The sequence below is a fragment of the Streptomyces lydicamycinicus genome, from assembly GCF_000829715.2.
Taxonomy (GTDB): Bacteria; Actinomycetota; Actinomycetes; order Streptomycetales; family Streptomycetaceae; genus Streptomyces; species Streptomyces lydicamycinicus.
The window spans coordinates 992,735-1,016,454 of the sequence record NZ_BBNO01000004.1 but is presented as its reverse complement, the minus strand read 5'-3'; the positions used below and the strand labels follow the sequence as shown (position 1 = coordinate 1,016,454).

The 23,720-nt window shown below is 71.3% G+C and carries 15 protein-coding genes; 9 read left to right on the top strand and 6 right to left on the bottom strand.

The window, feature by feature from the left end:
* The first annotated feature begins 65 nt into the window (after nucleotides 1–65).
* The 3 genes from TU31_RS17560 to TU31_RS17550 all read left to right on the top strand — a co-directional run bounded on the left by TU31_RS17560 (nucleotide 66) and on the right by TU31_RS17550 (nucleotide 2,770).
* Nucleotides 66–794, top strand: coding sequence for a ComF family protein (locus TU31_RS17560; protein WP_078885821.1), 729 nt, complete (start codon nucleotides 66–68; stop codon nucleotides 792–794).
* Nucleotides 795–1,088: 294 nt separating this feature from the next.
* Nucleotides 1,089–1,775: a ribosome hibernation-promoting factor, HPF/YfiA family gene (gene hpf, locus TU31_RS17555; RefSeq protein WP_042155330.1), complete on the top strand. Its 687-nt coding sequence runs from the start codon at nucleotides 1,089–1,091 to the stop codon at nucleotides 1,773–1,775.
* Between the two features lie 233 nt (nucleotides 1,776–2,008).
* On the top strand, nucleotides 2,009–2,770 hold the full coding sequence (locus tag TU31_RS17550) for a response regulator (RefSeq protein ID WP_042155329.1): 762 nt from the start codon (nucleotides 2,009–2,011) through the stop codon (nucleotides 2,768–2,770).
* Between the two features lie 96 nt (nucleotides 2,771–2,866).
* Here TU31_RS17550 and TU31_RS17545 read toward each other — a convergent pair whose 3' ends face one another.
* Together TU31_RS17545 and TU31_RS17540 are read right to left on the bottom strand one after the other, a co-directional pair.
* Complete coding sequence (locus TU31_RS17545) at nucleotides 2,867–4,093, bottom strand: winged helix-turn-helix domain-containing protein (protein ID WP_042155328.1); 1,227 nt, start codon at nucleotides 4,091–4,093, stop codon at nucleotides 2,867–2,869.
* Between the two features lie 134 nt (nucleotides 4,094–4,227).
* The gene (locus TU31_RS17540; RefSeq protein WP_042155327.1) at nucleotides 4,228–4,851 is read right to left on the bottom strand and encodes a GNAT family N-acetyltransferase; all 624 of its coding nucleotides are present in this window, start codon (nucleotides 4,849–4,851) and stop codon (nucleotides 4,228–4,230) included.
* A gap of 250 nt (nucleotides 4,852–5,101) precedes the next feature.
* Between TU31_RS17540 and secA the strand changes: the two genes are divergently transcribed.
* Entirely contained in the window at nucleotides 5,102–7,933 is a 2,832-nt protein-coding gene (secA, locus tag TU31_RS17535; RefSeq protein ID WP_042155325.1) for a preprotein translocase subunit SecA, read from the top strand.
* 95 nt (nucleotides 7,934–8,028) lie between these two features.
* On the opposite strand, the gene TU31_RS17530 is transcribed toward secA, so the two are convergent.
* On the bottom strand, nucleotides 8,029–8,880 hold the full coding sequence (locus TU31_RS17530; RefSeq protein ID WP_042155323.1) for an Rv3235 family protein: 852 nt from the start codon (nucleotides 8,878–8,880) through the stop codon (nucleotides 8,029–8,031).
* A 297-nt stretch (nucleotides 8,881–9,177) separates the two neighbouring features.
* Here TU31_RS17530 and TU31_RS17525 point away from each other — a divergent pair, with 297 nt between their 5' ends.
* The 3 genes from TU31_RS17525 (at nucleotide 9,178) to TU31_RS17515 (ending at nucleotide 15,868) form a co-directional block, all read left to right on the top strand.
* On the top strand, nucleotides 9,178–9,684 hold the full coding sequence (locus TU31_RS17525; protein ID WP_042155321.1) for a DUF6912 family protein: 507 nt from the start codon (nucleotides 9,178–9,180) through the stop codon (nucleotides 9,682–9,684).
* A 94-nt stretch (nucleotides 9,685–9,778) separates the two neighbouring features.
* Nucleotides 9,779–10,441 (top strand): HAD family hydrolase, encoded by a 663-nt coding sequence (locus TU31_RS17520; RefSeq protein ID WP_107070711.1) that lies wholly within the window; start codon nucleotides 9,779–9,781, stop codon nucleotides 10,439–10,441.
* Nucleotides 10,442–10,906: 465 nt separating this feature from the next.
* Nucleotides 10,907–15,868, top strand: coding sequence for an NAD-glutamate dehydrogenase (locus TU31_RS17515; protein WP_042155317.1), 4,962 nt, complete (start codon nucleotides 10,907–10,909; stop codon nucleotides 15,866–15,868).
* Between the two features lie 90 nt (nucleotides 15,869–15,958).
* Here TU31_RS17515 and TU31_RS17510 read toward each other — a convergent pair whose 3' ends face one another.
* Nucleotides 15,959–16,756, bottom strand: a complete 798-nt coding sequence (locus tag TU31_RS17510) for an ABC transporter ATP-binding protein (protein WP_042155314.1) — start codon at nucleotides 16,754–16,756, stop codon at nucleotides 15,959–15,961.
* Nucleotides 16,749–17,684: an ABC transporter permease gene (locus tag TU31_RS17505; RefSeq protein WP_042155312.1), complete on the bottom strand. Its 936-nt coding sequence runs from the start codon at nucleotides 17,682–17,684 to the stop codon at nucleotides 16,749–16,751. Before TU31_RS17505 ends, TU31_RS17510 begins: the two co-directional genes overlap by 8 nt.
* A gap of 137 nt (nucleotides 17,685–17,821) precedes the next feature.
* Here TU31_RS17505 and TU31_RS17500 point away from each other — a divergent pair, with 137 nt between their 5' ends.
* Nucleotides 17,822–18,445 carry a TetR/AcrR family transcriptional regulator gene (locus tag TU31_RS17500; protein ID WP_042155310.1) on the top strand — a complete coding sequence of 208 codons (624 nt, stop codon included), beginning with the start codon at nucleotides 17,822–17,824 and terminating at the stop codon, nucleotides 18,443–18,445.
* A 133-nt stretch (nucleotides 18,446–18,578) separates the two neighbouring features.
* Here TU31_RS17500 and TU31_RS17495 read toward each other — a convergent pair whose 3' ends face one another.
* A complete protein-coding gene (locus TU31_RS17495; protein WP_245698572.1) occupies nucleotides 18,579–21,167 on the bottom strand; it encodes a CDP-glycerol glycerophosphotransferase family protein in 2,589 nt (862 codons plus the stop codon).
* 400 nt (nucleotides 21,168–21,567) lie between these two features.
* Between TU31_RS17495 and TU31_RS17490 the strand changes: the two genes are divergently transcribed.
* Entirely contained in the window at nucleotides 21,568–23,577 is a 2,010-nt protein-coding gene (locus TU31_RS17490) for a glycosyltransferase family 2 protein (RefSeq protein WP_042155309.1), read from the top strand.
* Nucleotides 23,578–23,720: the final 143 nt, after the last annotated feature.

The window sequence follows — 23,720 nt, the reverse complement described above, 5'->3', positions numbered from 1 at the left end:
CGTGTCCGCGCCCGCGGTTATCCACAGGGGTGGTGGCCGGGCGGGAACGGCGGGACAGTGGAGTCATGCAGGGGGTGTGGCGCGAACTGGCCGGTCTCGTGCTGCCGGTCGACTGTGCGGGGTGTGGTCGGCCGCGTACGGAACTGTGTGCCGAATGCCGTCGGGTGCTGGCGCGGGACGGGCGCGGGGCGCGGCGGGTGCGACCCTGGCCGGAACCCGTGGGACTGCCCCGGGTGTGGGCGGGGACGCCGTACGCCGACGAGGCGCGGGCGGTGCTGCTGGCCCACAAGGAGCGGGGTGCCCTGCGGCTGGCCGGGCCGCTGGGGGCGGTGCTGGCCGGGGCCGTGCGGGGGCTGCGGGCCGGCGGCGGGCCGCTGCTGCTGGTGCCCGTGCCGTCGGCACGAAGATCGGTGGCGGGGCGTGGGCACGATCCGGTGCGCAGGATCGCGCTGGCGGCGGCCGGGGAGCTGCGGCGGGCGGGACGGGGCGCCCGGGTGCTGGCGGTGCTGCGGCAGCGTCGCGTGGTGGCCGACCAGGCGGGGCTGAGCGCCCGGCAGCGGCTGGCGAATGTCGCCGGTGCACTGGAGGTGCGGGCCGGGGCGGCGAGGCTGCTGACGGCCCAGCCAGCGGTGCTGGTGGACGACCTGGTGACGACGGGGGCCACCCTCGCCGAGGCGGCGCGGGCGGTCACGGCGGCCGGCGGACGGGTGGCCGGAGCCGCGGTGGTGGCGGCGCCGAGCAGTGCTTTCGAGTTCAACGGCGCGCGAAGCGAGGCATTACCACATCGCATGTAGCCGGGGAGGAAAAGTCACCCAAATGGAGCCGACGGCTCCGAGGGGGTGCCGACATCCGTCCGGGAGAGCTATGTTCGGTTGTGAGGACTTGGCGAGTGTTTTGCCTCGAATGTCGCGATCAATGCGTTCAGGGGCGTTTTCGGCGACCCTGAAAACGGGGGGAGTGGAGAGCTTGTCGTCGGGGGAGGAGGAGGTGAAAGTCGCCAAGTCCGAGGCTTCGGCAACCACCGGAGCCTGGTGCAAGAAGGAATTGCTCCGCTTGAAGAGCGGAGCGATCCGGGAACGGAGTTCTGCGTGGACATCGTCGTCAAGGGCCGCAAGACAGAGGTGCCCGAGCGGTTCCGCAAGCACGTGGCCGAGAAGCTGAAGCTGGACAAAGTCCAGAAGCTCGACGCCAAGGTGATCAGCCTGGACGTCGAGGTGTCCAAGGAGCCCAACCCGCGGCAGGCCGACCGTTCCGACCGAGTGGAGATCACCCTCCGCTCCCGTGGCCCGGTGGTCCGGGCCGAGGCGGCCGCAGCCGATCCGTACGCCGCGCTGGATCTGGCAACCGCCAAGCTCGAGGCGCGTCTGCGGAAGCAGCACGACAAGCGCTACTCGCGTCGCGGCAACGGCCGCATTCCGGCGAGTGAGGTCGCGGTCACCGTGCCCGACGCGGCAAGTCTGAACACCAACGGCGAACTCGCCGCCGAGGCCGAGCAGAAGGTGCCGACCACCAGGATGGGGTCGATCGACGTCCAGGGTGAAGGGCCCCTGATCGTCCGCGAGAAGACCCACTCGGCCGCCCCGATGCATCTCGACCAGGCGCTCAACGAGATGGAGTTGGTCGGACACGACTTCTACCTCTTCGTCGACGCCGACACCAAGCTGCCGAGCGTCGTCTACCGGCGGCACGCATACGACTACGGAGTCATCCACTTGAACCCCGACTTGTTCGGGGAGGAGGAGCCCGGCGGCGCAGGCGGCGCGCTGGGCGGCTGAACCCCACCCGCTCGGTGCCCCCGGCGTACGCCGGGGGCACCATCGTGCCCGGAGAGAGCAGGAGTTGAAACCGTATAGTGTTTGTGCCGGCCAGGGAGTACGGGGACGCGAAACGGCGACGAGCCGGGGAGACAGTCGTATGGCATTGATCGGGCCGGCCGCAGGGGGCTGTTGTCAACCAGCCTTATTTCCAAGCTCCGGCCTCTCGGCCGAGTAGTTGACGGGGAGGATCAATGGGGGACAGTTTCGGGCCCGTGCGCGACGACGCGGATGATGACCACAGCGGTGCCGGAGGCGATGACGGGGCCGGCCGGGCCGTGAGCGTGCCGCGCAAGGAGCCGATCCGGGTCCTGGTCGTGGATGATCACGCACTCTTCCGGCGGGGCCTGGAGATCGTTCTGGCCCAGGAGGAGGACATCCAGGTCGTCGGCGAGGCGGGGGACGGTGCGGAGGCGGTCGACAAGGCCGCGGATCTGCTGCCCGACATCGTGCTGATGGACGTCCGGATGCCCAAGCGCGGCGGCATCGAGGCCTGCACCTCCATCAAGGAAGTGGCCCCCAGCGCCAAGATCATCATGCTCACGATCAGCGACGAAGAGGCCGATCTCTACGACGCGATCAAGGCCGGCGCCACCGGATACCTCCTCAAGGAGATCTCCACCGACGAGGTGGCGACCGCGATCCGCGCCGTGGCGGACGGCCAGTCGCAGATCAGCCCCTCGATGGCGTCCAAGCTCCTGACGGAGTTCAAGTCGATGATCCAGCGTACGGACGAGCGCAGGCTGGTGCCCGCGCCCCGGCTCACCGACCGTGAGCTGGAGGTCCTCAAGCTGGTTGCCACGGGCATGAACAACCGCGATATCGCCAAGGAACTCTTCATCTCCGAGAACACGGTGAAGAACCACGTCCGCAACATCCTGGAGAAGCTTCAGCTGCACTCCCGGATGGAGGCCGTGGTCTACGCGATGCGGGAGAAGATCCTCGAGATCCGGTGAGCGGGGCGGCCGGGGAGAGTGATCCGGCGCCGGGCCTTGCGGTGTGCCGGGTGGCCGGGGGCGGTGTGCGCCCCCGGAGCCGTCGGCCGGCGGTATCTAGTCACTCATGTGGGTGAGTTCTGAGCGCAGGGCGGCGGCCAGTTTCCCGTCGTCGCAGCGGTCGACGCGTACGGCGTCGCAGCCGACCCAGTCCGCGGCCTCCCGGAGGGCCCGGGCCATCGGGGCGACCGCCTTGGGGCCCTGCAGCGAGACCTGGCGGGCCACGAGGGTGGTGCCCTCGCGGGCCGGGTCCACCCGGCCCATCAGCCGGCCGCCTGCCAGCAGGGGCATCGCGAAATAGCCGTGTACCCGCCGGGGGCGTGGGACGTAGGCCTCCAGGCGGTGGGTGAATCCGAAGATCCGTTCCGTGCGCGGCCGGTCCCAGATCAGGGAGTCGAAGGGCGAGAGCAGGGTCGTGCGGTGCCGGCCGCGGGGCGGGGCGGCCAGTGCGGCGGGATCGGCCCAGGCGGGCTTTCCCCAGCCCTCGACCTCCACCGGGACCAGTCCGGAGTCCGCGACGACGGCATCGACCTGCTCGGCCTTGAGGCGGTGGTAGTCCGCCAGGTCGGCGCGGGTGGCGACGCCCATGGCGGCTCCGGCCTGGGCGACCAGGCGGCGCAGGCACTCGGTGTCGTCCAGATCGTCGTGGAGCAGCGCCTCCGGGACGGCGCGCTCGGCGAGGTCGTAGACCCGCTTCCAGGCGCGGCGTTCCGTACAGACCACCTGGCCGGTGTCGAGCAGCCACTCCACCGCGATCTTGGTCTCGGACCAGTCCCACCACTCCCCGCCGTTCCGCCCGCCGCCCAGCTCCGAGGTGGTCAGCGGGCCGTCGGCCGTCAGGCGGTCCAGGACCGCGGCGCAGGAGCGGTCGGAGTCCTCCATGATGTGCCAGCGGTGGCCCTTGGCCCGCAGGGCGCGGCGGCGGAAGGCGAAGTGCGGCCACTCCTCGATGGGCAGGATGCAGGCGGCGTGCGACCAGTACTCGAAGCTGTGGGGTCGTGCCGCAGGAGCGTCAGAAGGAGCGGTGGTCCAGTAGGCGGCCTCGACGGCGGGGCGGCCGACGGCGCCGAGCCGGGCGTACGGCACCAGCTCATGGGAGCGGGCCAGCACCGAGATCGTGTCGAGCTGCACCGCACCCAGATGCCGCAGCACCCCGCGCACCCCCGCCCGGCGGTCCGGGGCACCGAGCAGGCCCTGGGCCCGCAGCGCCATACGCCGGGCGTCGTCGCGGGACAGGGTGGTCACGGGCGGGGGCTGGGGTGCTCGCTGCGTCACGGCGGTCATGCGGGAAAGCGTAGGGGCGGGCACTGACAACGGCCCCGGACCTGCGAGAACTGCTGGTGGCGGCGGTGGCCGGGCGCGGCTGGAGGGGCGCGGCGGGGTACGGAGGGCGCGGTGCGGCCCGTGCGGACGTGCGCTCAGCCGGGGTAGGGCAGATACGGCGTCGCGTCGAGGGCGGCCGGACCGCGGGAGCCGGACGGGCCGGGCTGCCCGGCCAGGTCGGACGGGAGCAGTGAGCCGATCCAGACGTCCCGGCGGGTGCCCTCGCGCACCAGCTTGGCGCGCAGGGTGCCCTCCATCCGGAAGCCGAGCTTGCGGGCCACGGCCCGGGAGCCTTCGTTGCCGGCTTCCGCGTGCCACTCCATGCGCTCCACGCCCAGGTCATCGAAGGCCCACCGCAGCACCGCGCGAGCCGCCTCGACGGTGTACCCCCGGCCGCGCCGCTCCTTCGCGGTCCAGAAGCCCAGCTCGGCCTGCCGCTCGGGGGTGCGCAGCCGGTCCAGGCGTACCAGCCCCATCGCGCCGGCCAGGGCGCCGTCCGCCCGGGTGAGGACGGCGAAGTCGTAGGCGGTGTCGTCGCGCCAGCCCTCGGGGACGGACGTGCCGGTGAACTGCTCGGCGTCCGCCAACCCATAGGGTGAGGGGACGGCCGTCCAGCGCTGGATACCGGGCTCCTGGCACGCGGCGTGCACCGCGGGCGCGTCGGAGGGCTCGAACGGGCGCAGCACGAGGCGCTCGGTGGTGAGGGTGACGGGCTCCATGTCGCGAGTCTGCAAGCTCGCCGAATCCATGGCTAAGGGTTTTCGGCGTGATTCCGGCACCCGCCCGGCACCTTCTCGCGGCGTCGTGCGTTCACGTGAGGAAGGGACAGCGGGGTTCGCTGCGGCGTACCTCCCGGCCCGGCAGCGTCCTCCTTTACGATGGCCGTTGCGGCGGGGCCTGCCCCCTTGGAAAAATGCCGCGCCCGCGCACTCGACCGTGCAGGCCCGACCGGCAAGGAGACCAGCCCAAGTGTCCGTCTTGACGAAGATCATGCGTGCAGGCGAAGGAAAGATCCTGCGCAAACTGCACCGCATCGCGGGCCAGGTCAACTCCATCGAGGAGGACTTCGCGGCGCTCTCCGACGCGGAGCTGCGCGCCCTTACGGATGAGTACAAGGAGCGCTACGCGGACGGCGAGAGCCTCGACGACCTGCTGCCCGAGGCGTTCGCCACGGTCCGTGAGGCCGCCAAGCGCGTGCTCGGCCAGCGGCACTACGACGTCCAGCTGATGGGCGGCGCGGCCCTTCACCTCGGGTACGTCGCCGAGATGAAGACCGGTGAGGGCAAGACCCTGGTCGGTACCCTCCCGACGTATCTGAACGCGCTGTCCGGCAAGGGCGTCCACCTGATCACGGTCAACGACTACCTGGCCGAGCGCGACTCCGAGATGATGGGCCGGGTCCACAAGTTCCTGGGCCTGACCGTCGGTTGCATCCTCGCCGACATGACGCCGGCCCAGCGCCGCGAGCAGTACAACTGCGACATCACCTACGGCACGAACAACGAGTTCGGCTTCGACTACCTGCGTGACAACATGGCCTGGTCGCAGGACGAACTCGTCCAGCGGGGCCACAACTTCGCGGTCGTCGACGAGGTCGACTCGATCCTCGTCGACGAGGCCCGTACGCCGCTGATCATCTCCGGCCCGGCGGACTCGGCCACCAAGTGGTACGGCGACTTCGCCAAGTTGGTGCGCCGCCTGAAGCGGGGCGAGGCCGCCAACCCGCAGCGCGGCATCGAGGAGACCGGCGACTACGACGTCGACGAGAAGAAGCGCACCGTCGGCATCCATGAGTCCGGTGTCAGCAAGGTCGAGGACTGGCTCGGTATCGACAACCTGTACGAGTCGGTGAACACCCCGCTCGTCGGTTACCTCAACAACGCGATCAAGGCCAAGGAACTCTTCAAGAACGACAAGGACTATGTCGTCATCGACGGCGAAGTCATGATCGTCGATGAGCACACCGGCCGTATCCTCGCCGGCCGCCGCTACAACGAGGGCATGCACCAGGCCATCGAGGCGAAGGAAGGGGTGGAGATCAAGGACGAGAACCAGACGCTCGCCACGATCACCCTCCAGAACTTCTTCCGTCTCTACGACAAGCTCTCCGGCATGACCGGTACGGCCATGACCGAGGCCGCCGAGTTCCACCAGATCTACAAGCTCGGTGTCGTCCCGATCCCGACGAACCGCCCGATGGTCCGGATGGACCAGGCGGACCTGATCTACCGCACCGAGACCGCGAAGTTCGACGCGGTCGTCGAGGACATCGTCGAGAAGCACGGGAAGGGCCAGCCGATCCTGGTCGGCACCACCTCGGTCGAGAAGTCCGAGTACCTCTCCCAGCAGCTCAACAAGCGCGGTGTCGCCCATGAGGTGCTCAACGCCAAGCAGCACGACCGTGAGGCACCGATCATCGCGCAGGCCGGCCGCAAGGGCGCGGTGACGGTCGCCACGAACATGGCCGGCCGTGGTACGGACATCAAGCTCGGCGGCAACCCCGACGACCTGGCCGAGGCGGAGCTGCGCCAGCGCGGTCTGGACCCGGTCGAGCACGTCGAGGAGTGGGCGGCCGCACTGCCCGCCGCCCTGGAGCGCGCCGAGGCCGCGGTCAAGGCGGAGTTCGAGGAGGTCAAGGAGCTCGGCGGGCTCTACGTCCTGGGCACCGAGCGGCATGAGTCGCGGCGGATCGACAACCAGCTGCGCGGTCGTTCCGGCCGTCAGGGTGACCCGGGCGAGTCGCGGTTCTACCTGTCCCTGGGCGACGACCTGATGCGGCTGTTCAAGGCGCAGATGGTCGAGCGGGTCATGGCGATGGCCAACGTCCCCGACGACGTGCCGATCGAGAACAAGATGGTGACCCGGGCGATCGCCTCCGCCCAGTCGCAGGTCGAGCAGCAGAACTTCGAGACGCGGAAGAACGTCCTGAAGTACGACGAGGTGCTCAACCGCCAGCGTGAGGTCATCTACGGCGAGCGCCGCCGTGTCCTGGAGGGCGAGGACTTGCAGGAGCAGGTCATGCACTTCATGGAGGACACGATCGACGCCTACATCCACGCGGAGACCGTCGAGGGCTTCGCCGAGGAGTGGGACCTGGACCGCCTGTGGGGCGCGTTCAAGCAGCTCTACCCGGTCAAGGTGACCATCGAGGAGCTGGAGGAGGAGGCCGGCGACCGTGCCGGTATCACCGCCGAGTTCATCGCCGAGGCCATCAAGGACGACATCCACAAGCAGTACGCCGCCCGCGAGGAGCAGCTCAGCTCGGATGTGATGCGGGAGCTGGAGCGCCGGGTCGTGCTGTCCGTCCTGGACCGCAAGTGGCGTGAGCACCTCTACGAGATGGACTACCTCCAGGAGGGCATCGGCCTGCGGGCGATGGCCCAGAAGGACCCGCTGGTGGAGTACCAGCGCGAGGGCTTCGACATGTTCACCGCGATGATGGAGGGCATCAAGGAGGAGTCCGTCGGCTACCTGTTCAACCTGGAGGTCCAGGTCGAGCAGCAGGTCGAGGAGGTCCCGGTGCAGGAAGCGGTGGAGCCGACCTCGCTGGACAAGGGCGTTGCCGAGGGCGTGCCCGCCGCCGCGGTGCGCCCGGAGATCCACGCCAAGGGCCTGGAGGCGCCGCAGCGTCCGGACCGGCTGCACTTCACCGCGCCCAAGGTGGACGGCGACGGCAGTGTCATCGAGGGCGACTTCATCAGCGACGAGGAGGCGGGCCCGGCCCGTTCCGAGGCGGACGGGCTGACCCGCGCCGAGCGGCGCAAGGCCCAGAAGAGCGCCGGGCGACGCCGCAAGAAGTAACGGAGCGCTGACGCGGCTCGGGCACGGGGTGCCCGGGTCGCGGCGCGGAGGGTGCCCCGGCCGGAGGACGGCCGGGGCGTCCTTCTGCGTACCGGTCATGAGACCGCGCACCCAAGGGCCGGGGTCGGGCCGATGTCGAGGGCGGCGCAGCGCCAGCGGGAGTCGGCGCCCAGCTCCAGCCGGAAGGCCAGCGCCCGCAGCCGTTCGCCCGCCGCGACCCTGGCGAAGGCCTCGATGACACCGCGGCGCGGCCGGCACAGCCCGCAGTCGCGCACCGTGGGGGCCGGACCGCGCCGGCCGGGCCCGATGGCGGGCCGCAGCGGTGCCTGCGGGGCGAGCTCCGCCAGCCGGTCGTAGGCGGCGGGCAGCGCATGCCCCAGCAGCGCGTGTACGGGGCGCTGCCCGCTGAGCGCGAGCACCAGCTGCTGGGCGAACCAGTGGTGCGGCCGGCTCTCGTGGGCCCGTTGCCGGGCGCCGGCGGTCGGCAGGGGGGCACCGGCCGCGTTGACGGGGGTGCCGGTGCGGAGACGGCGGCTCTCGGCGGCGGCCGCGGTGGGGTGGGCGAGCCGTGGCGTGGGCCGGGCGGGGCCACGGCCGGCGGCGCCGGGACCGCGGCTGCCCGGGCCCCCTCGGCCGGCGGTGCCGCTCCGGCCGGACGAGCCGGGGCCGCGCCCGGACGACCCCGGCCCGCTGCCGGCCGGGCCGAGGGGGCGGCGGTCGGCGGGGGACCGTCGCGGCCGGGGCACGGCCGGGAGCGTGCCCGGGGCGACGGCGGAACGGGGGCGCGGGCGGCGGTCGGCCGTCGTGCCGTCGGGTGTCAGGGGTGCCGGCGGCGCGGGGCGCCCCGTGGTGGCGGGACGGGTGACGCGCCCCGCGGCGGTGCCGGCGGTTCCGGCGGTTCCGGCGGTGGATGTGGTGGGTGCCGTGGTGTGGTCGGTGCCGGTCATGCTCGTGATCGCCCCCGTGGTGCCGGGCCCGTGAATTACTGGGCGGTAGCTTTTTGTGGTGGGGATCTTCTATCGGCGGGGCCGGGACGGCAGCAAGGCGCGGACGGGCCGGAACCAGGGGTGCGCAGAGTTCACCCGTCCGTGGCGCGGGCCCGCAATCAAGCCGTGGGAGCGGGGCGGTGCAGGGGCCCCGGGCGGGCGGCGCGGGGGCCGCGGGGGCGGCACGATCGGGGACGCACGCCCGTATGCTGGCGGGACAATCTTCGGAGTCGAGTGAATCGAGCGGAAGCGGCTGCCATGCGCGTCTATGTCCCCCTGACCCTTTCCGGTCTCGCAGAGGCGCACAAGAACGGTGAGCTGGGCCCCGGCCCCCTCGACGCGTACGCCGTCACCCCGGCGCTGCGCGAGTGGTACGTCTCGGACGACATCGAGGAGCTGGAGTACGCGGCGCTCGGCCGCGCAGCCCAGGCGTCGCTCCGCCTGCTCGCCGGGCACCCCGAGGCCGCGCGGCGGCGGGTCGTGGTGGCGGTGGACGTGCCCGACGGCGCCGCGGTGGCCGACCCGGACCGCGGGCTCGACCAGTCGGCGCTGGGCGAGGTGCGGGTCGCCGGGCCGGTGCCGCTGTCGAAGGCCGCGGCGGTGCATGTGGACGCCGACGACGCGGAGGCGGACATCACGGCGGCCGCGGCGGCGCTCGGCGCGGCGGACCAGGGCGATGACGACGCCCGGTTCACGGTGGACGGTGCCGAGGACCACGACCTGATGTGGTTCGGGGTGCAGGAGATCCCGCAGCTGCTCGGCTGAACGGCGGGACGCGGGCCGGTCCGGACGCGTTGTCGGTGGGTGCGGGTACTTTTTCTTCATGGGGAAGCGCACCGGCACCGATCTGGGGGATCGCATGGGGAAACACGCCACGCACATCGTCTGGGACTGGAACGGCACGCTGTTCCATGACATCGACGCCGTCATCGGCGCGACGAACTCCGCCTTCGCCGAGATCGGGCTGGAGCCGATCACGCTGGAGACGTACCGGGAGCTGTACTGCGTGCCCGTGCCGCGGTTTTACGAGCGGCTGATGGGGCGGCTGCCGACGGACGCGGAGTGGATGGTGATGGACGAGGCGTTCCACCGCCACTACAGCACGCACCGGCTGGGCTGTGAGCTGGCCGAGGGGGTGCATGCGCTGCTGGAGGGGTGGCAGTCGGCCGGGCGCAGCCAGTCGATCCTCAGCATGTACGGGCACGACGAGCTGATACCGATCGTCCGCGACTTCGGGATCGAGTCGCGGTTCGTGCGGGTGGACGGCCGGACCGGGCCGTCCGGGGGCTCCAAGAGCGCGCACATGGTGCGGCATCTGGCGGCGATGGAGAGCGTCGATCCGGGCCGTACGGTCGTGATCGGTGACGCCGTGGACGATGCGGTGGCGGCGCAGGACGCGGGTGCGTACGCGGTGCTCTACACGGGCGGCTCGCACAGCCGCGGGAGCCTGGAGGCCGCCGGGGTGCCGGTGGTGGACACGCTCGCCGAGGCGGTCGGGCTGGCGGGAGAGATCGTCCTCTAGGGCGAAAGGCACCCCGGACCGTTGCGTGTCTCCTGGGCACTGCTTTCCCACACACCGGTCGTCCGGCGGTCCGCCGGGCATCCGGGCGCTGTGGCGGCACGCACACCGCACCTTGGCGTTTCGTTGTCCAGAAGGTCTAAGTTCGGGCCGAGGATTTGTTCCCCCACGGCCCATGACGGCACCCACGTGGGGAGCGATAGCCTTGCACCGTGATCAGCGCGATAACCCGCGGGGGCGTCGAGGCCCCTGCCGTGCGCCCGGGGCACCACCGTGACCGGGCGGTCGCTGGTCTTTGCGGCCACCCACCCATGTCGGCATTGTCAAAGATTGCCGATATCGGCACGGCCTTCTCTCCACGCGGCATAGCGTCGACAGCGACAGGACACCCCACGTCGCGGCGTTGTGCGGCTTCCACCACGTTCTTCCACAACGTCACGCAACGGCGCGCGACAGGAGCCAGAGGACATGCAGACCAAGCTGGACGAAGCCAAAACCGAGCTGCTCGCCAGGGCCGCCCGGGTCGTTGAAAGCAGCCAGGCCGGGGGCAAGCACCCCGGACGCGGCCTCGACCCGGACACCCTTTCGGGATACCTCCAGCGCTACTACCTGCACACCGCCCCCGAGGACCTCACCGACCGTGACCCGGTCGATGTCGTCGGCGCCGCGCTCTCGCACTACCGCCTCGCGGAAATGCGCCCCCAGGGCACCGCGAACGTCCGGGTGCACACCCCGACCGTCGAGGAGAACGGCTGGACGTGCAGCCACTCCGTCGTCGAGGTCGTCACCGACGACATGCCGTTCCTGGTCGACTCGGTCACCAATGAGCTCTCCCGGCAGGGCCGTGGCATCCATGTCGTGATCCACCCGCAGGTGATCGTCCGCCGTGATGTGACCGGCAAGCTCATCGAGGTCTTCGACTCCAACTGCGACGCGCACGGCAAGACCGGCAAGGGCAAGGGCACGAAGCTGCCGCACGACGCGGTGACCGAGTCCTGGATCCATGTCGAGATGGACCGCGAGACCGACCGCGAGGACCTCCAGCAGATCACCGCCGATCTGCTGCGGGTGCTGTCCGACGTCCGTGAGGCCGTCGAGGACTGGGAGAAGATGCGGGCCGCCGCCGGCCGCATCGCCGACGAACTGCCCTCCGAGCCGGTCGCCGACGATCTGGGTGCCCAGGAGATCGGGGAGGCCCAGGAGCTGCTGCGGTGGCTGTCCGCGGACCACTTCACCTTCCTCGGCTACCGCGAGTACGAGCTGACCACCGCGCCCGGTGAGGGCGGCGTCGACGAGGATGTGCTGACCGCCGTGCCCGGCACCGGTCTGGGCATACTGCGCGCCGACCCGACGCACCGCGAGACCGCCGACGGCCACCCCGTCTCGCCGTCCTTCAACCGGCTGCCCGCCGACGCCCGCGCCAAGGCCCGTGAGCACAAGCTGCTCATCCTGACCAAGGCCAACAGCCGCGCCACCGTCCACCGCCCCTCCTACCTCGACTACGTCGGCGTCAAGAAGTTCGACGCCAAGGGCAATGTCGTCGGTGAGCGGCGCTTCCTGGGCCTGTTCTCCTCGGCCGCGTACACCGAGTCCGTGCGCCGGGTGCCGGTCATCCGCCGCAAGGTCGCCGAGGTCCTGGAAGGCGCGGGCTTCAGCCCCGACAGCCATGACGGCCGCGACCTGCTCCAGATCCTGGAGACGTACCCGCGCGACGAGCTGTTCCAGACGCCGGTCGACGAACTGCGGTCCATCGCCACCAGCGTCCTCTACCTGCAAGAGCGCCGCCGGCTGCGGCTCTACCTCCGGCAGGACGAGTACGGCCGCTACTACAGCGCGCTGGTCTACCTCCCGCGCGACCGCTACACCACCGGGGTGCGGCTGCGCCTGATCGACATCCTCAAGGAGGAACTGGGCGGCACCAGCGTCGACTTCACCGCCTGGAACACCGAGTCGATCCTCTCCCGACTGCACTTCGTCATCCGCGTCGAGCCCGGCGCCAGCCTGCCGGAGCTCACCGACGCCGATGCGGACCGCCTGGAGAGCCGGCTGGTGGAGGCCGCCCGCTCCTGGGCCGACGGCTTCTCCGAGGCACTGAACGCCGAGGTCGGCGAGGAGCGCGCCGCCGAGCTGCTGCGCCGTTACGGCCATGCCTTCCCCGAGGGGTACAAGGCCGACAACAGCCCGCGCAGCGCCGTCGCCGACGTCCAGCACCTGGAGAAGCTCACCGGAGAGCCCGGCCACGACTTCTCCGTCAGCCTCTACGAGCCGGTCGACGCGGGCCCCGGCGAGCGCCGCTTCAAGATCTACCGCAGGGGCGAGCCGGTCTCGCTGTCCCGGGTGCTGCCCGGCCTGAACCGCCTGGGCGTCGAGGTCGTCGACGAGCGCCCGCACGAGCTGCGCTGCGCCGACGCCACCATCGCCTGGGTCTATGACTTCGGGCTGCGGATGCCCGAGCACATCAAGGGCGACGACGCCCGCGAGCGCTTCCAGGACGCGTTCACCGCGGTGTGGACCGGCGCCGCCGAGAGCGACGGCTTCAACACCCTGGTGCTGCGGGCCGGCCTCAACTGGCGCCAGGCGATGGTGCTGCGGGCCTACGCCAAGTACCTGCGGCAGGCCGGATCGACCTTCAGCCAGACGTACATGGAGGACACCCTCTCCAACAACGTCCACACCACCCGGCTGCTGGTCTCCCTCTTCGAGGCACGGATGTCCCCCGACCGGCAGCGGGCCGGCACGGAGCTGACCGACGGGCTGCTGGAGGAACTGGACGGCGCGCTCGACCAGGTCGCCTCCCTGGACGAGGACCGGATCCTGCGGTCCTTCCTCACGGTCATCAAGGCGACGCTGCGCACCAACCACTACCAGAAGAACAGCCAGGGCCGGCCGCACGCCTACCTGTCCATGAAGCTGGACCCGCAGGCCATCCCCGACCTGCCCGCGCCCCGCCCGGCGTACGAGATCTGGGTGTACTCCCCGCAGGTCGAGGGCGTCCACCTGCGGTTCGGCAAGGTCGCGCGCGGTGGTCTGCGCTGGTCGGACCGCCGGGAGGACTTCCGTACGGAGATCCTCGGCCTGGTCAAGGCGCAGATGGTCAAGAACACCGTCATCGTGCCGGTCGGCGCGAAGGGCGGCTTCGTCGGCAAGCAGCTGCCGGACCCGTCGCAGGACCGCGACGCCTGGCTGGCCGAGGGCATCGCCTGCTACAAGACCTTCATCTCCGGTCTGCTGGACATCACCGACAACCTGGTCGGCGGCGAGGTCGAGCACCCCAAGGACGTCGTCCGGCACGACGAGGACGACACCTACCTCGTCGTCGCGGCCGACAAGGGCACCGCCACCTTCTCCGACATCGCCAACGAGGTCGCCGAGTCGTACGGCTTCTGGCTGGGCGACGCCTTCGCCTCCGGCGGCAGCGCCGGCTACGACCACAAGGGCATGGGCATCACCGCCCGCGGCGCCTGGGAGTCGGTCAAGCGGCACTTCCGCGAGCTGGGCGTGGACACCCAGTCCGAGGACTTCACCGTCGTCGGCGTCGGCGACATGTCCGGTGACGTCTTCGGCAACGGCATGCTGCTCAGCGAGCACATCCGGCTGGTCGCCGCCTTCGACCACCGGCACATCTTCCTCGACCCGAATCCGGACGCGGCGACCTCGTACGCCGAGCGCCGCCGGCTCTTCGAGCTGCCCCGCTCGTCCTGGGCTGACTACAACACCGAGCTGCTCTCGCAGGGCGGCGGCATCCACCCGCGCTCGGCCAAGTCCATCCAGATCAACGCGCAGATCCGGGCCGCCCTCGGCATCGAGGCCGGGGTGAAGAAGATGACGCCCGCCGATCTGATGCAGGCCATCCTCAAGGCGCCGGTCGACCTGCTGTGGAACGGCGGCATCGGCACATATGTGAAGTCCTCGGCGGAGTCCAACGCCGATGTGGGCGACAAGTCCAACGACGCCATCCGGGTCAACGGCGAGGACCTGCGGGTCAAGGTCGTCGGCGAGGGCGGCAACCTGGGCCTGACCCAGCTGGGCCGGATCGAGTTCGCCACCGCCGGCGGGAAGATCAACACCGATGCGATCGACAACAGCGCCGGTGTGGACACCTCCGACCACGAGGTGAACATCAAGATCCTGCTCAACTCCGTGGTCGCGGACGGCGACATGACGGTCAAGCAGCGCAACAAGCTGCTGGCCGAGATGACCGACGAGGTCGGCGCACTGGTGCTGCGCAACAACTACGCGCAGAACACCGCGCTGGCGCTGGCCCTCGCCCAGTCCTCCAGCATGCTCAACGCCCAGCAGCGCTTCATGCGCCGGCTGGTGCGCGACGGTGATCTCGACCGGGCGCTGGAGTTCCTGCCCACCGACCGGCAGATCCGCGAGCGGCTGAACACCGGCCGCGGGCTGACCCAGCCCGAGACCGCGGTGCTCCTCGCGTACACCAAGATCACGGTCTCCGAGGCGCTGATCCAGACCGGGCTGCCGGACGACGCCTACCTCCAGCGGCTGCTGCACGCCTACTTCCCCTCGGCGCTGCACGACCGGTTCCCCGAGCAGGTCGACGGGCATGCGCTGCGCCGCGAGATCGTCACCACGGTGCTGGTCAACGACACCGTCAACACCGGCGGTACGAGCTTCCTGCACCGCATGCGGGAGGAGACCGGCGCCTCCCTCGAAGAGGTCGTCCGGGCACACACCGCGGCCCGCGCCATCTTCCGGCTGGGCCAGGTCTGGGACGACGTCGAGGCGCTCGACAATGTCGTCGCGGCCGATGTCCAGACCCGGATCCGGCTGCACTCGCGCCGGCTGGTCGAGCGCGGCACCCGCTGGCTGCTCAACAACCGCCCGCAGCCGCTGGAGCTTTCGGAGACCATCGACTTCTTCGCGGACCGGGTCGCCCAGGTGTGGTCGGAGCTGCCGAAGCTGCTCCAGGGCGGCGACCTGGAATGGTTCCAGGCGATCCTGGAGGAGCTGACCGACGCGGGCGTGCCCGAGCAGCTGGCCGTCCAGGTGTCCGGCTTCTCCTCGGTCTTCCCGGCGCTGGACATCGTCGCCGTCGCCGACCGGCTGGACAAGGAACCGCTGGATGTCGCCGAGGTCTACTACGACCTGGGTGACCGGCTGCGGATCAACCAGCTCCTCGACCGCATCCTGGAGCTGCCGCGCAACGACCGCTGGCAGTCGATGGCCCGCGCCTCGATCCGCGAGGACCTCTTCGCCGCCCATGCGGCGCTGACCTCGGACGTGCTGTCGGTGGGCAACGGCTCCTCGACGCCGGAGCAGCGGTTCAAGGCCTGGGAGCAGGCCAACGCGGCGATCCTCAGCCGCGCCCGCGCGACGCTGGAGGAGATCCACGGGTCGGAGGGCTTCGATCTGGCGAACCTGTCCGTGGCCATGCGGACGATGCGTACGCTGCTGCGCACGCACAACTGACGGAGCCGGGCCGCCGCGTGGCCCGGGTTCCGGTACGGCAGAGGGGCGCACCCGTCGCGGGTGCGCCCTTCCGTCATGTCCGGCGCGGCGTCAGCGGTGCGCCTCGTACGCCTTGACGACCTCGTCCGTCGGGCCGTCCATGATCAGTTCGCCGCGCTCCAGCCACAGGACGCGTTCGCAGGTGTTGCGGATGGACTTGTTGTTGTGGCTGACGAGGAAGACCGTGCCGGCTTCCTTGCGCAGCTCGCGGATGCGGGCCTCGGAGCGCTTCTGGAAGCTGCGGTCACCGGTGGCCAGCGCCTCGTCGATCATCAGCACATCGTGGTCCTTGGCCGCGGCGATGGAGAACTTCAGCCGGGCCGACATGCCGGAGGAGTAGGTGCGCATCGGCAGCGAGATGAAGTCGCCCTTCTCGTTGATCCCGGAGAAGTCGACGATGCCGTCGTAGCGGTCACGGACCTGTTCGCGGGACATGCCCATCGCCAGCCCGCCGAGAAGGACGTTCTTCTCGCCGGTCAGATCGTTCATCAGGGCCGCGTTGACGCCCAGCAGCGAGGGCTGGCCGTGCGTGTAGACCTTGCCGCGCTCCGCCGGCAGCAGACCGGCCACCGCCTTGAGCAGCGTCGACTTGCCCGAGCCGTTGGAGCCGATCAGCCCGATCGACTCACCCCGGTAGGCGGTGAAGGAGACACCCTTGACCGCGTGCACCTCGCGCACGCCCGAGGAGGGCTTGCGGCGCACGATGCGGTTGAGGGCCGCGGTGGCGCTGCCCTTGCCCGCACCCGTGCCGTAGACGCGGTAGACGATGTGCAGATCGTCCGCGATCACCGTCGGGATCCGCTCCGCGGCCGCCTCGGCCGGCCGGCCGCCGTTCTTCTGCTCAGCCACGTCCGTACCGCTCCTCAGCCTTCCAGAAGTACACAAAGCCCACGACGCCCATCACCAGCGCCCAGCCCCCGGCGAGCGCCCACACATGCGGCGGCAGCTGCTTCCCGACGAAGCTGTCGATCAGCGCGAACCGCATCAGGTCGATGTAGACGGCCGCCGGATTGATGTCCAGGAGGAGCTGGACGACGGCGGGCACATGCTTGCCCGCGGTGACCGCGCTCATGCTGTACATGACACCGGAGGCATACATCCACGTCCGCATGATGAACGGCATCAGCTGCGCCAGGTCCGGGGTCTTCGAACCCAGCCGCGCCATCACCAACGCCAGCCCCGTGTTGAACACGAACTGGAGCACCAGCGCCGGCACGACCAGCAGCCACGACCAGCCCGGCAGCTGTCCGGACGCCAGCAGGATGACGATGAGGACGCCCATCGACATCAGCAGCTGCTGGAGCTGCATCAGGCAGAACGAGATCGGCAGACAGGCCCGCGGGAAGTGCAGCGCCCGCACCAGGCCGAGGTTGCCGGAGATCGACCGGGTACCGGCCATCACCGAGCTCTGCGTGAAGGTGAAGATGAAGACACCGGTCACCAGGAACGGGATGTAGTCGTCCACGTGGCGGTTGGTGCCGATCAGCAGGCCGAAGATCAAGTAGTAGACCAGCGCATTGAGCAGCGGGGTCACCACCTGCCACAGCTGGCCCAGCTTCGCCTGGCTGTATTGCGCGGTGAGCTTGGCGCCGGCGAACGACCTGATGAAGTGCCGCCGCTGCCACAGCCGGCGGACGTACTGGGGGAGCGAGGGTCGGGCGCCGCTCACCGTGAGTCCATGGCGCTCGGCCAGGGCGCGCAGCTCCGGGTCGGGGGCCGCGCCGGGGGTGGATGCCCAGGTGGGCGCCGGGGCCGGGGGAGCGAGGGTCTGGGGCATGGGGCCGCTTTCGCTTGCGTGACGGGGGAAGCGGAACGGAGCGCGACGACGGGACGGGTCCGTATCGTCGCGACGCCGACACTAAAGGGAGCTCGCGTCGAAACGCAACCGTAGCGTCGTAACGGTAGGCTCCAGCCATGGCACAAGACGGCAGCGGGAGCGAACCCGCGGCGGCGCGCCGGGCCCCGGCGGGCGCCGCCGTATTGCGCGAGGACAAGACCGAGGCGATCCGTGCCGCGGTCTTCGAGGAGCTGGCCGCGGCGGGCTTCGCCCGGATGTCGATCGAGGGCATCGCGCGGCGGGCGGGCGTCGGCAAGACCGCCGTCTACCGGCGGTGGCGCTCCAAGCTGCACCTCGTCCTGGACGTGGTCTCCGCGGTGGCCGCGGCGGGTATGCCGACGCCGGACACCGGGTCGCTGGCCGGTGACGTACGGATGCTGCTGGAGGTCGCGGCGCGGGCGCTGCGGCACCCGATGGCCTCGCAGATCATCCCGGACCTGCTGGCGGAGGCGGCCCGCAGCCCCGAACTCGCGCAGGCGCTGAAGGCCGCGCTGCACGACAGCCAGGAGGGCGTCGCGGCCGCGGTCGTGGCCCGGGCCGTGGAGCGCGGCGAACTGCCGCCGGACGTGGATGCCCGCCTCGCGCTGGACCTGCTGACCGGGCCGCTGTACTGGCGGCTCCTGGTCGCCCGCGACGAGCTCCCCAAGGGGTACCTCGACGCACTGTCGTGCTCGGTGGTGGCGGCGCTCCGGGCGGAGTGAGGCGGGAGGGCACCTAGGGCGGGGGCGAACGGATCCCGTAGGGGGTGCGCGGGCCCCCTGCGAGGCCACAACGGGTGGGGTGGGGGCGGGTATTCCCGTGGGGCGGGCGGCAGTGTGCGCACCGATCGACCGATCAGCCCGCCATCTCCACGTCCGAGGCGCCCGAGGCGTTCGACGCGTCCGACGTCCCCGAGGCGCCCGAGGCGTTCGACGCGTCCGACGTCCCCGAGACGTCCGAGGCATTCGACGCGTCCGACGCCCCCGAGGCGTCCAACGTCCCCGAAGTGCCCGACGTCCCCGAGACGCCCGAGGCATTCGACGCGTCCAACGTCCCCGAAGTCCCCGACGCCTCCGCCGCCCCCGACGCCTCCGCCGCCCCCGACCCCTCCGCCGTCCCCGACGCCTCCCGCCTCCGCACGTCCTCGTGCGCGCCCCTCCGGGGTGCCGGCGGCGTGAGCAGGCCGGCTGCCGCGGCCGCGGTGCGCGGGGTCGGGGCGACGGTGCGTTGCTCCTGGGGCAGCGGCTCGGGGGTCGCCTCCTGGCCGAGGAAGACCCGGCGCACCACGCGTTCGGCGGCGTGCCCGTCGTCCCACGGGCAGAACCGGGCGCGGAACGCGGCGCGCAGTGCGGCGGCCCGCTCGTCGTCCCAGCGGCCGCTGCGGAACGCCTCGATCAGCTCGTCCTCCGTGGTGGCGAGCACGCCGGGGGTGTCGCCGGGCAGGCCCGAGAGCAGGTCGAAGGTGACGCCGCGGGAGCGGACGTAAGTGTCCCAGTCGTCGGCGTAGTTGATGATCGGCCGGTCGAGGTTGGCGTAGTCGAACATGATCGACGAATAGTCGGTGACCAGGGCGTCGGCGGCCAGGCACAGCTCCTCGACGACCGGGTGGCCGGACACGTCGATCAGCGCACCGCGCTCCTGGAGCTTCTGGAGGCCGGGATCGCGGTCGTAGAAGTAGTGGGTGCGCACCAGCAGGACGAAGTTCTCGCCCAGGGCGCGGGAGATCCGCTCCAGGTCCAGCCGCGGGACATAGCCGACCTGGTAGTCGCGCATCGTCGGCGCGTACAGGACGGCCGTCCTGCCGGGGGCGATGCCGAGGCGTTCGCGGATGTCCAGGACGTCCTGGGCGGTGGCCCGGTAGTAGACGTCGTTACGGGGGTAACCGGCGTCCACCGACGTGAAGTCGCAGGGGTAGACGCGTTCCCACTGCTCGGTGGTGTGCCGGTTGGCGGAGAGCGAGAAGTCCCAGCGGTCGGCGCGGGCCAGCAGCTTGCGGAAGCTCATGCCCTTGGCGGCGGCCGGGTAGCGCTTCTGGTCGGTGCCCATCGACTTCAGCGGGGTGCCGTGGTGGGTCTGGAGGTGGATCTGGCCCTCGCGCTTGACCACGTTGTCGGCGAAGTTGACGTTGTTGACGAGGTACTTGGCGCGGGCCACCACCTCCCAGTAGCGCGGGGAGTTGAGCACGACATGGTCGATGCCGGCCGGGACCGCGCCGGCGAGCTGCTTCTTGACGACCCAGACGCCGTGCACGTCCGGGGCCAGCTCCTTGGCCTTCTCGTAGACCGCCAGCGGGTTGCAGGACGGCAGCCGGTTCCAGTACGCGGAGTAGACCGCGAGGTTCTCGTCCAGCGGCTGCCGCAGCAGCGCCTGGTAACGCAGGTCCATGGCCTTGCGCTTGGCCTGCCTGACCCGCTTGCCGGCGTGCTTGCGCACCGCGCGCTGCACCTTGCCGGCGACCTTCAGACCGGCCAGCGCCGGGTAGGCGTCCTTGGCGAGCAGCGCGTACTTGCCGCCGGTCACACCGCCGGGGCGGACGAAGCCGGCCGGCAGCCGCAGGCGGTAGTCGCGGGCGGCGCGGTGGAAGAACTCGGCCCGGGCGGAGCGCGGCAGCCGGCCCGGCTTGTCCAGGACGGTCAGATAGTGGTCGGTCATCTTGCGGAACATGTGCGGGCGCCAGTGCGCCAGTTCGGGGTGCGCGTCCAGGTAGGCGAAGACCCGGGCGTACTGGTCGAAGACGTCGAAGTGCTTGCGGCTGGTGGTGCGCAGGATGTTGCCGCCCTGCCGGCGCTGGCGGTAGTGCAGACAGACCCGGTCGAGGACCGCGATCCGCGGTGCGGTGATCAGCGTGCAGAACGTCCAGGGGGCGTCCTCGTAGTAGCCCTGCGGGAAGGTGAAGCCGTGCTCCTCGATGAAGTCGCGGCGGTAGGCCTTGTTCCACACGATCTGGAGCAGATCGAGGAGCTGGGGCCGTTCGGCGAGCGGGAAGGACGGTGCGCCGGACTCGTCGAGCAGTGCGGACAGGGTGTTGCGGCGAGTGGCGCCGTCCCAGTACGTCCGGGCGTAGTCGAAGACCAGGATCTCGGGGTGCGCGGTGGCGGCCAGCCGTTCGGCGAGGGCGCCGAGCGCGCCGGGCACGAGGGTGTCATCGCTGTCGAGGAAGAGGAGGTAGTCGCCGCGGGCCCGCTGCAGACCGGCGTTGCGGGCGGGGCCCAGGCCGGCGTTCTCCGGGAGGTGCAGGACCCGGACCCGGTCGTCGCGCGCGGCGTACTCGTCCAGGATGGCGCCGCTGCCGTCGGGCGAGCAGTCGTCGACGGCGAGCAGCTCGAAGTCCGGGAAATCCTGCCCCAGCACCGAGTCCATGCACGCGCGCAGAAAGCCCTGCACCCGGAACACGGGCACGATGATGCTGAAGCGGGGTCCGGCGTCGGGGCCTGTCTCGGACATGCGGGGCTACTCCTCGTGGCGAGCTGTGCAGAACACAAAAAAGGCGCAAAGGGGCCTTGTGCGGCGTCAGCTTTCTGACCACTGTTCACCCGAAAAGGTTGTTGTCCGTTCATTGAAAATTTCTGTGCTGCTCATCACAGATCTTGTCAAGTGGTGAATTTTCAGGCGGTGTCACCGCAGGGGCGCCGATGCCGCCCGGGTGGTGTGGGCGCGGAAAGGGGCGCGGGACGCGCAACCTCCGGGAGCCGGACCGCCTCTAGGGGAGTGGCGGGCCCGGAGACACCGGCGGTCCGCCGCCACGATCGGCGAACGTTCACCCCGCGTTATATGTCTGAGGAGTCCCCTCTGCCCCGCCGGGGCGCCGGGCGGTCCGGGGAACTGCCGAAAGAACGGAGGCACGGTGCCCGTCCCTGAAGACCCCGCGGCCGAGGTCCCCACCGGATCCCGCGCCCCGGCGCCGACCGTCTCCGTGATCGTGCCGGTGCACAACACCCGGCGCTACCTCGACCGCAGCCTCGGCTCCGTCTTCGCCCAGACGCTGGACCGGCGCCACATCGAGGTGATCGCGGTCGACGACGGCTCGACCGACGGCAGCGCCGAGTGGCTGGCCGAACAGGCCCGCCGCCACCCCCATCTGACGGTGCTGAGCCAGGAGGCCTCCGGCGGCGCCGGCAAGCCGCGCAACGCCGGGCTGGCCCGCGCGACCGGCGACTACGTCTTCTTCCTCGACTCCGACGACCGCCTCGACCCCGAGGCGCTGTTCTGGCTCACCCGGACGGCCCAGAAGTGCCGCTCGGACATCGTCTACGGCCGGATCGCCGGCGCCGACGGCCGCGCCGCCCCCGTCGACCTGCGCACCACCAGCGAACGGGTCTCCGTCTTCGACTCCCCCGTCTACTGGTCATTAGCGGCCTACAAACTCTTCCGCCGGTCCTTCGTCGAACGCCACCGGCTGCGCTTCGTCGAGGGCCGGCTGCTCGCCGAGGACCTGCCGTTCGGCATCACCGCCCTGCTGCGCGCCGACGTCGTCTCCGTCTTCGCCGACCGCACCTGCTACTACCTGCACGGACGCGAGGACAACAGCAACGCCAGCCGCCAGGACACCGACTGGTGCGAATACCTCGGCTACATCGGCACCGTCCTCGACCGGGTCGCCGCCGAGGTCCCGCCCGGCGCCGACCGCGACAAGCTGATGGTCCGGCACTTCCACGGCGAGATACTCATGCCCTTCGGGGCCCCCTACCTCGCCCGCGACCCGGCGGGCCGCACCGCGATGGCGGCCGCCGCCCGCCCACTCGTGGAGCGCCACCTCACCGACCGGGTACTGACCGCCCTGCCGCCCGGGCTCCGGCTGCGCGCCCACTGCCTGCGCGCCGGACTCGACGACGAGCTGACCGCCGTCGTCCGCGCCGACACCGGGACCCGCCCGGACCCGCCGCGGCTCGACGACGACGGCCGCGTCTACGCCGGCTACCCGTACTTCCGCGACCCGCAGCGCGCCCTCCCCGACGCCTGCTACGACCTCACCGACCGCGTGGTGCTGCGCCAGCGGCTGCTCCGGCAGCACTGGGTGGGCGGCGTGCTGCATCTGCGGGGCACCGCCACCCTCCCCGGTCTCGGCGGCGACACCGTCGAGATCCTGCTGCGCCGCGACGGCACCACCCACCGCCTCCCCGCCCGGTATGAGGACGGGGCCTGGCGGGCCGCCGTCGACCCGGCGACCGCGGCGGACGGCGGGCCGCTGGCCGACGGCGTCTGGGGCCTCAAGATCGCGGTCGCCGCGTACGGCCCGGGCGGCGCCGCGGGGCCCGCCCTCCGCCGCGAGGCCTGGCTGGTCCCGGAGGACGACGGCGAGGAGGAGAGCGACCCCGGCTTCGTGCCGCGGATCGTCGGCCGGGGCCCGGCCGGCCCGGCCGTCGCCGCGCTCTTCCGCTCCCGGCCGCACGGCCATCTGAACCTCGACCTGGACCGCGACGGGGCGCGCCGGCCCCTCGGCGACGATCTGCGCGGCACGGTGGACCGCACCCGCTCCGGCCGCACCACCGTCACCGCCCGGCTCACCCTCCCCGGCTGCCCTGTGGACGCCGCACTGCGGCTGGTCCTCCACGACGCGACCCGCACGGTGGCGCTGCGCACCACGGTCGAGCGGGCCGCCGGCGACCGCTACACCGTGCGCGCCCGGCTGCGCGGCGGCCCGCCGGGCACCTGGCGGGTGGCGCTGCGGGTGACCGCGGGCCCGTTCCACCGCGAGCTGCCGGTCCGTACGGCCGCCCGCGGGGACGACGGGCCCGCGCCGCTGGCCCTCACCGTGCCCGGCGGCGGCTTCCGGGCTCTCCTGCGCCGGGCGGGCCTCCTGCGCCGGGCGGGCCTCCAGCGTCGGGCGCGGCTCCTGCGCCGGGCGCGCCGCTGACACCGCCGTACGCCCCCGCTTCCGCCCCGCGGCCGTCAACACCCGGCCCCGCGAGCCCCTTTCGGCAATAGCCGAATGCCGTTGCCCGGCCCGCCCCCGCTGCCCCAGGCTGACCGACTATCAGGCACCGGCCACGGTGCACC

Bases quoted from the DNA above. Each gene is read 5' to 3' on its own strand.
- TU31_RS17560 (WP_078885821.1), top strand. From the start codon at position 66: ATGCAGGGGGTGTGGCGCGAACTGGCCGGTCTCGTGCTGCCGGTCGAC.
- TU31_RS17550 (WP_042155329.1), top strand. From the start codon at position 2,009: ATGGGGGACAGTTTCGGGCCCGTGCGCGACGACGCGGATGATGACCAC.
- TU31_RS17545 (WP_042155328.1), bottom strand. From the start codon at position 4,093: ATGACCGCCGTGACGCAGCGAGCACCCCAGCCCCCGCCCGTGACCACC.
- TU31_RS17540 (WP_042155327.1), bottom strand. From the start codon at position 4,851: ATGGAGCCCGTCACCCTCACCACCGAGCGCCTCGTGCTGCGCCCGTTC.
- TU31_RS17530 (WP_042155323.1), bottom strand. From the start codon at position 8,880: ATGACCGGCACCGACCACACCACGGCACCCACCACATCCACCGCCGGA.
- TU31_RS17525 (WP_042155321.1), top strand. From the start codon at position 9,178: ATGCGCGTCTATGTCCCCCTGACCCTTTCCGGTCTCGCAGAGGCGCAC.
- TU31_RS17520 (WP_107070711.1), top strand. From the start codon at position 9,779: ATGGGGAAACACGCCACGCACATCGTCTGGGACTGGAACGGCACGCTG.
- TU31_RS17515 (WP_042155317.1), top strand. From the start codon at position 10,907: ATGCAGACCAAGCTGGACGAAGCCAAAACCGAGCTGCTCGCCAGGGCC.
- TU31_RS17505 (WP_042155312.1), bottom strand. From the start codon at position 17,684: ATGCCCCAGACCCTCGCTCCCCCGGCCCCGGCGCCCACCTGGGCATCC.
- TU31_RS17500 (WP_042155310.1), top strand. From the start codon at position 17,822: ATGGCACAAGACGGCAGCGGGAGCGAACCCGCGGCGGCGCGCCGGGCC.
- TU31_RS17495 (WP_245698572.1), bottom strand. From the start codon at position 21,167: ATGTCCGAGACAGGCCCCGACGCCGGACCCCGCTTCAGCATCATCGTG.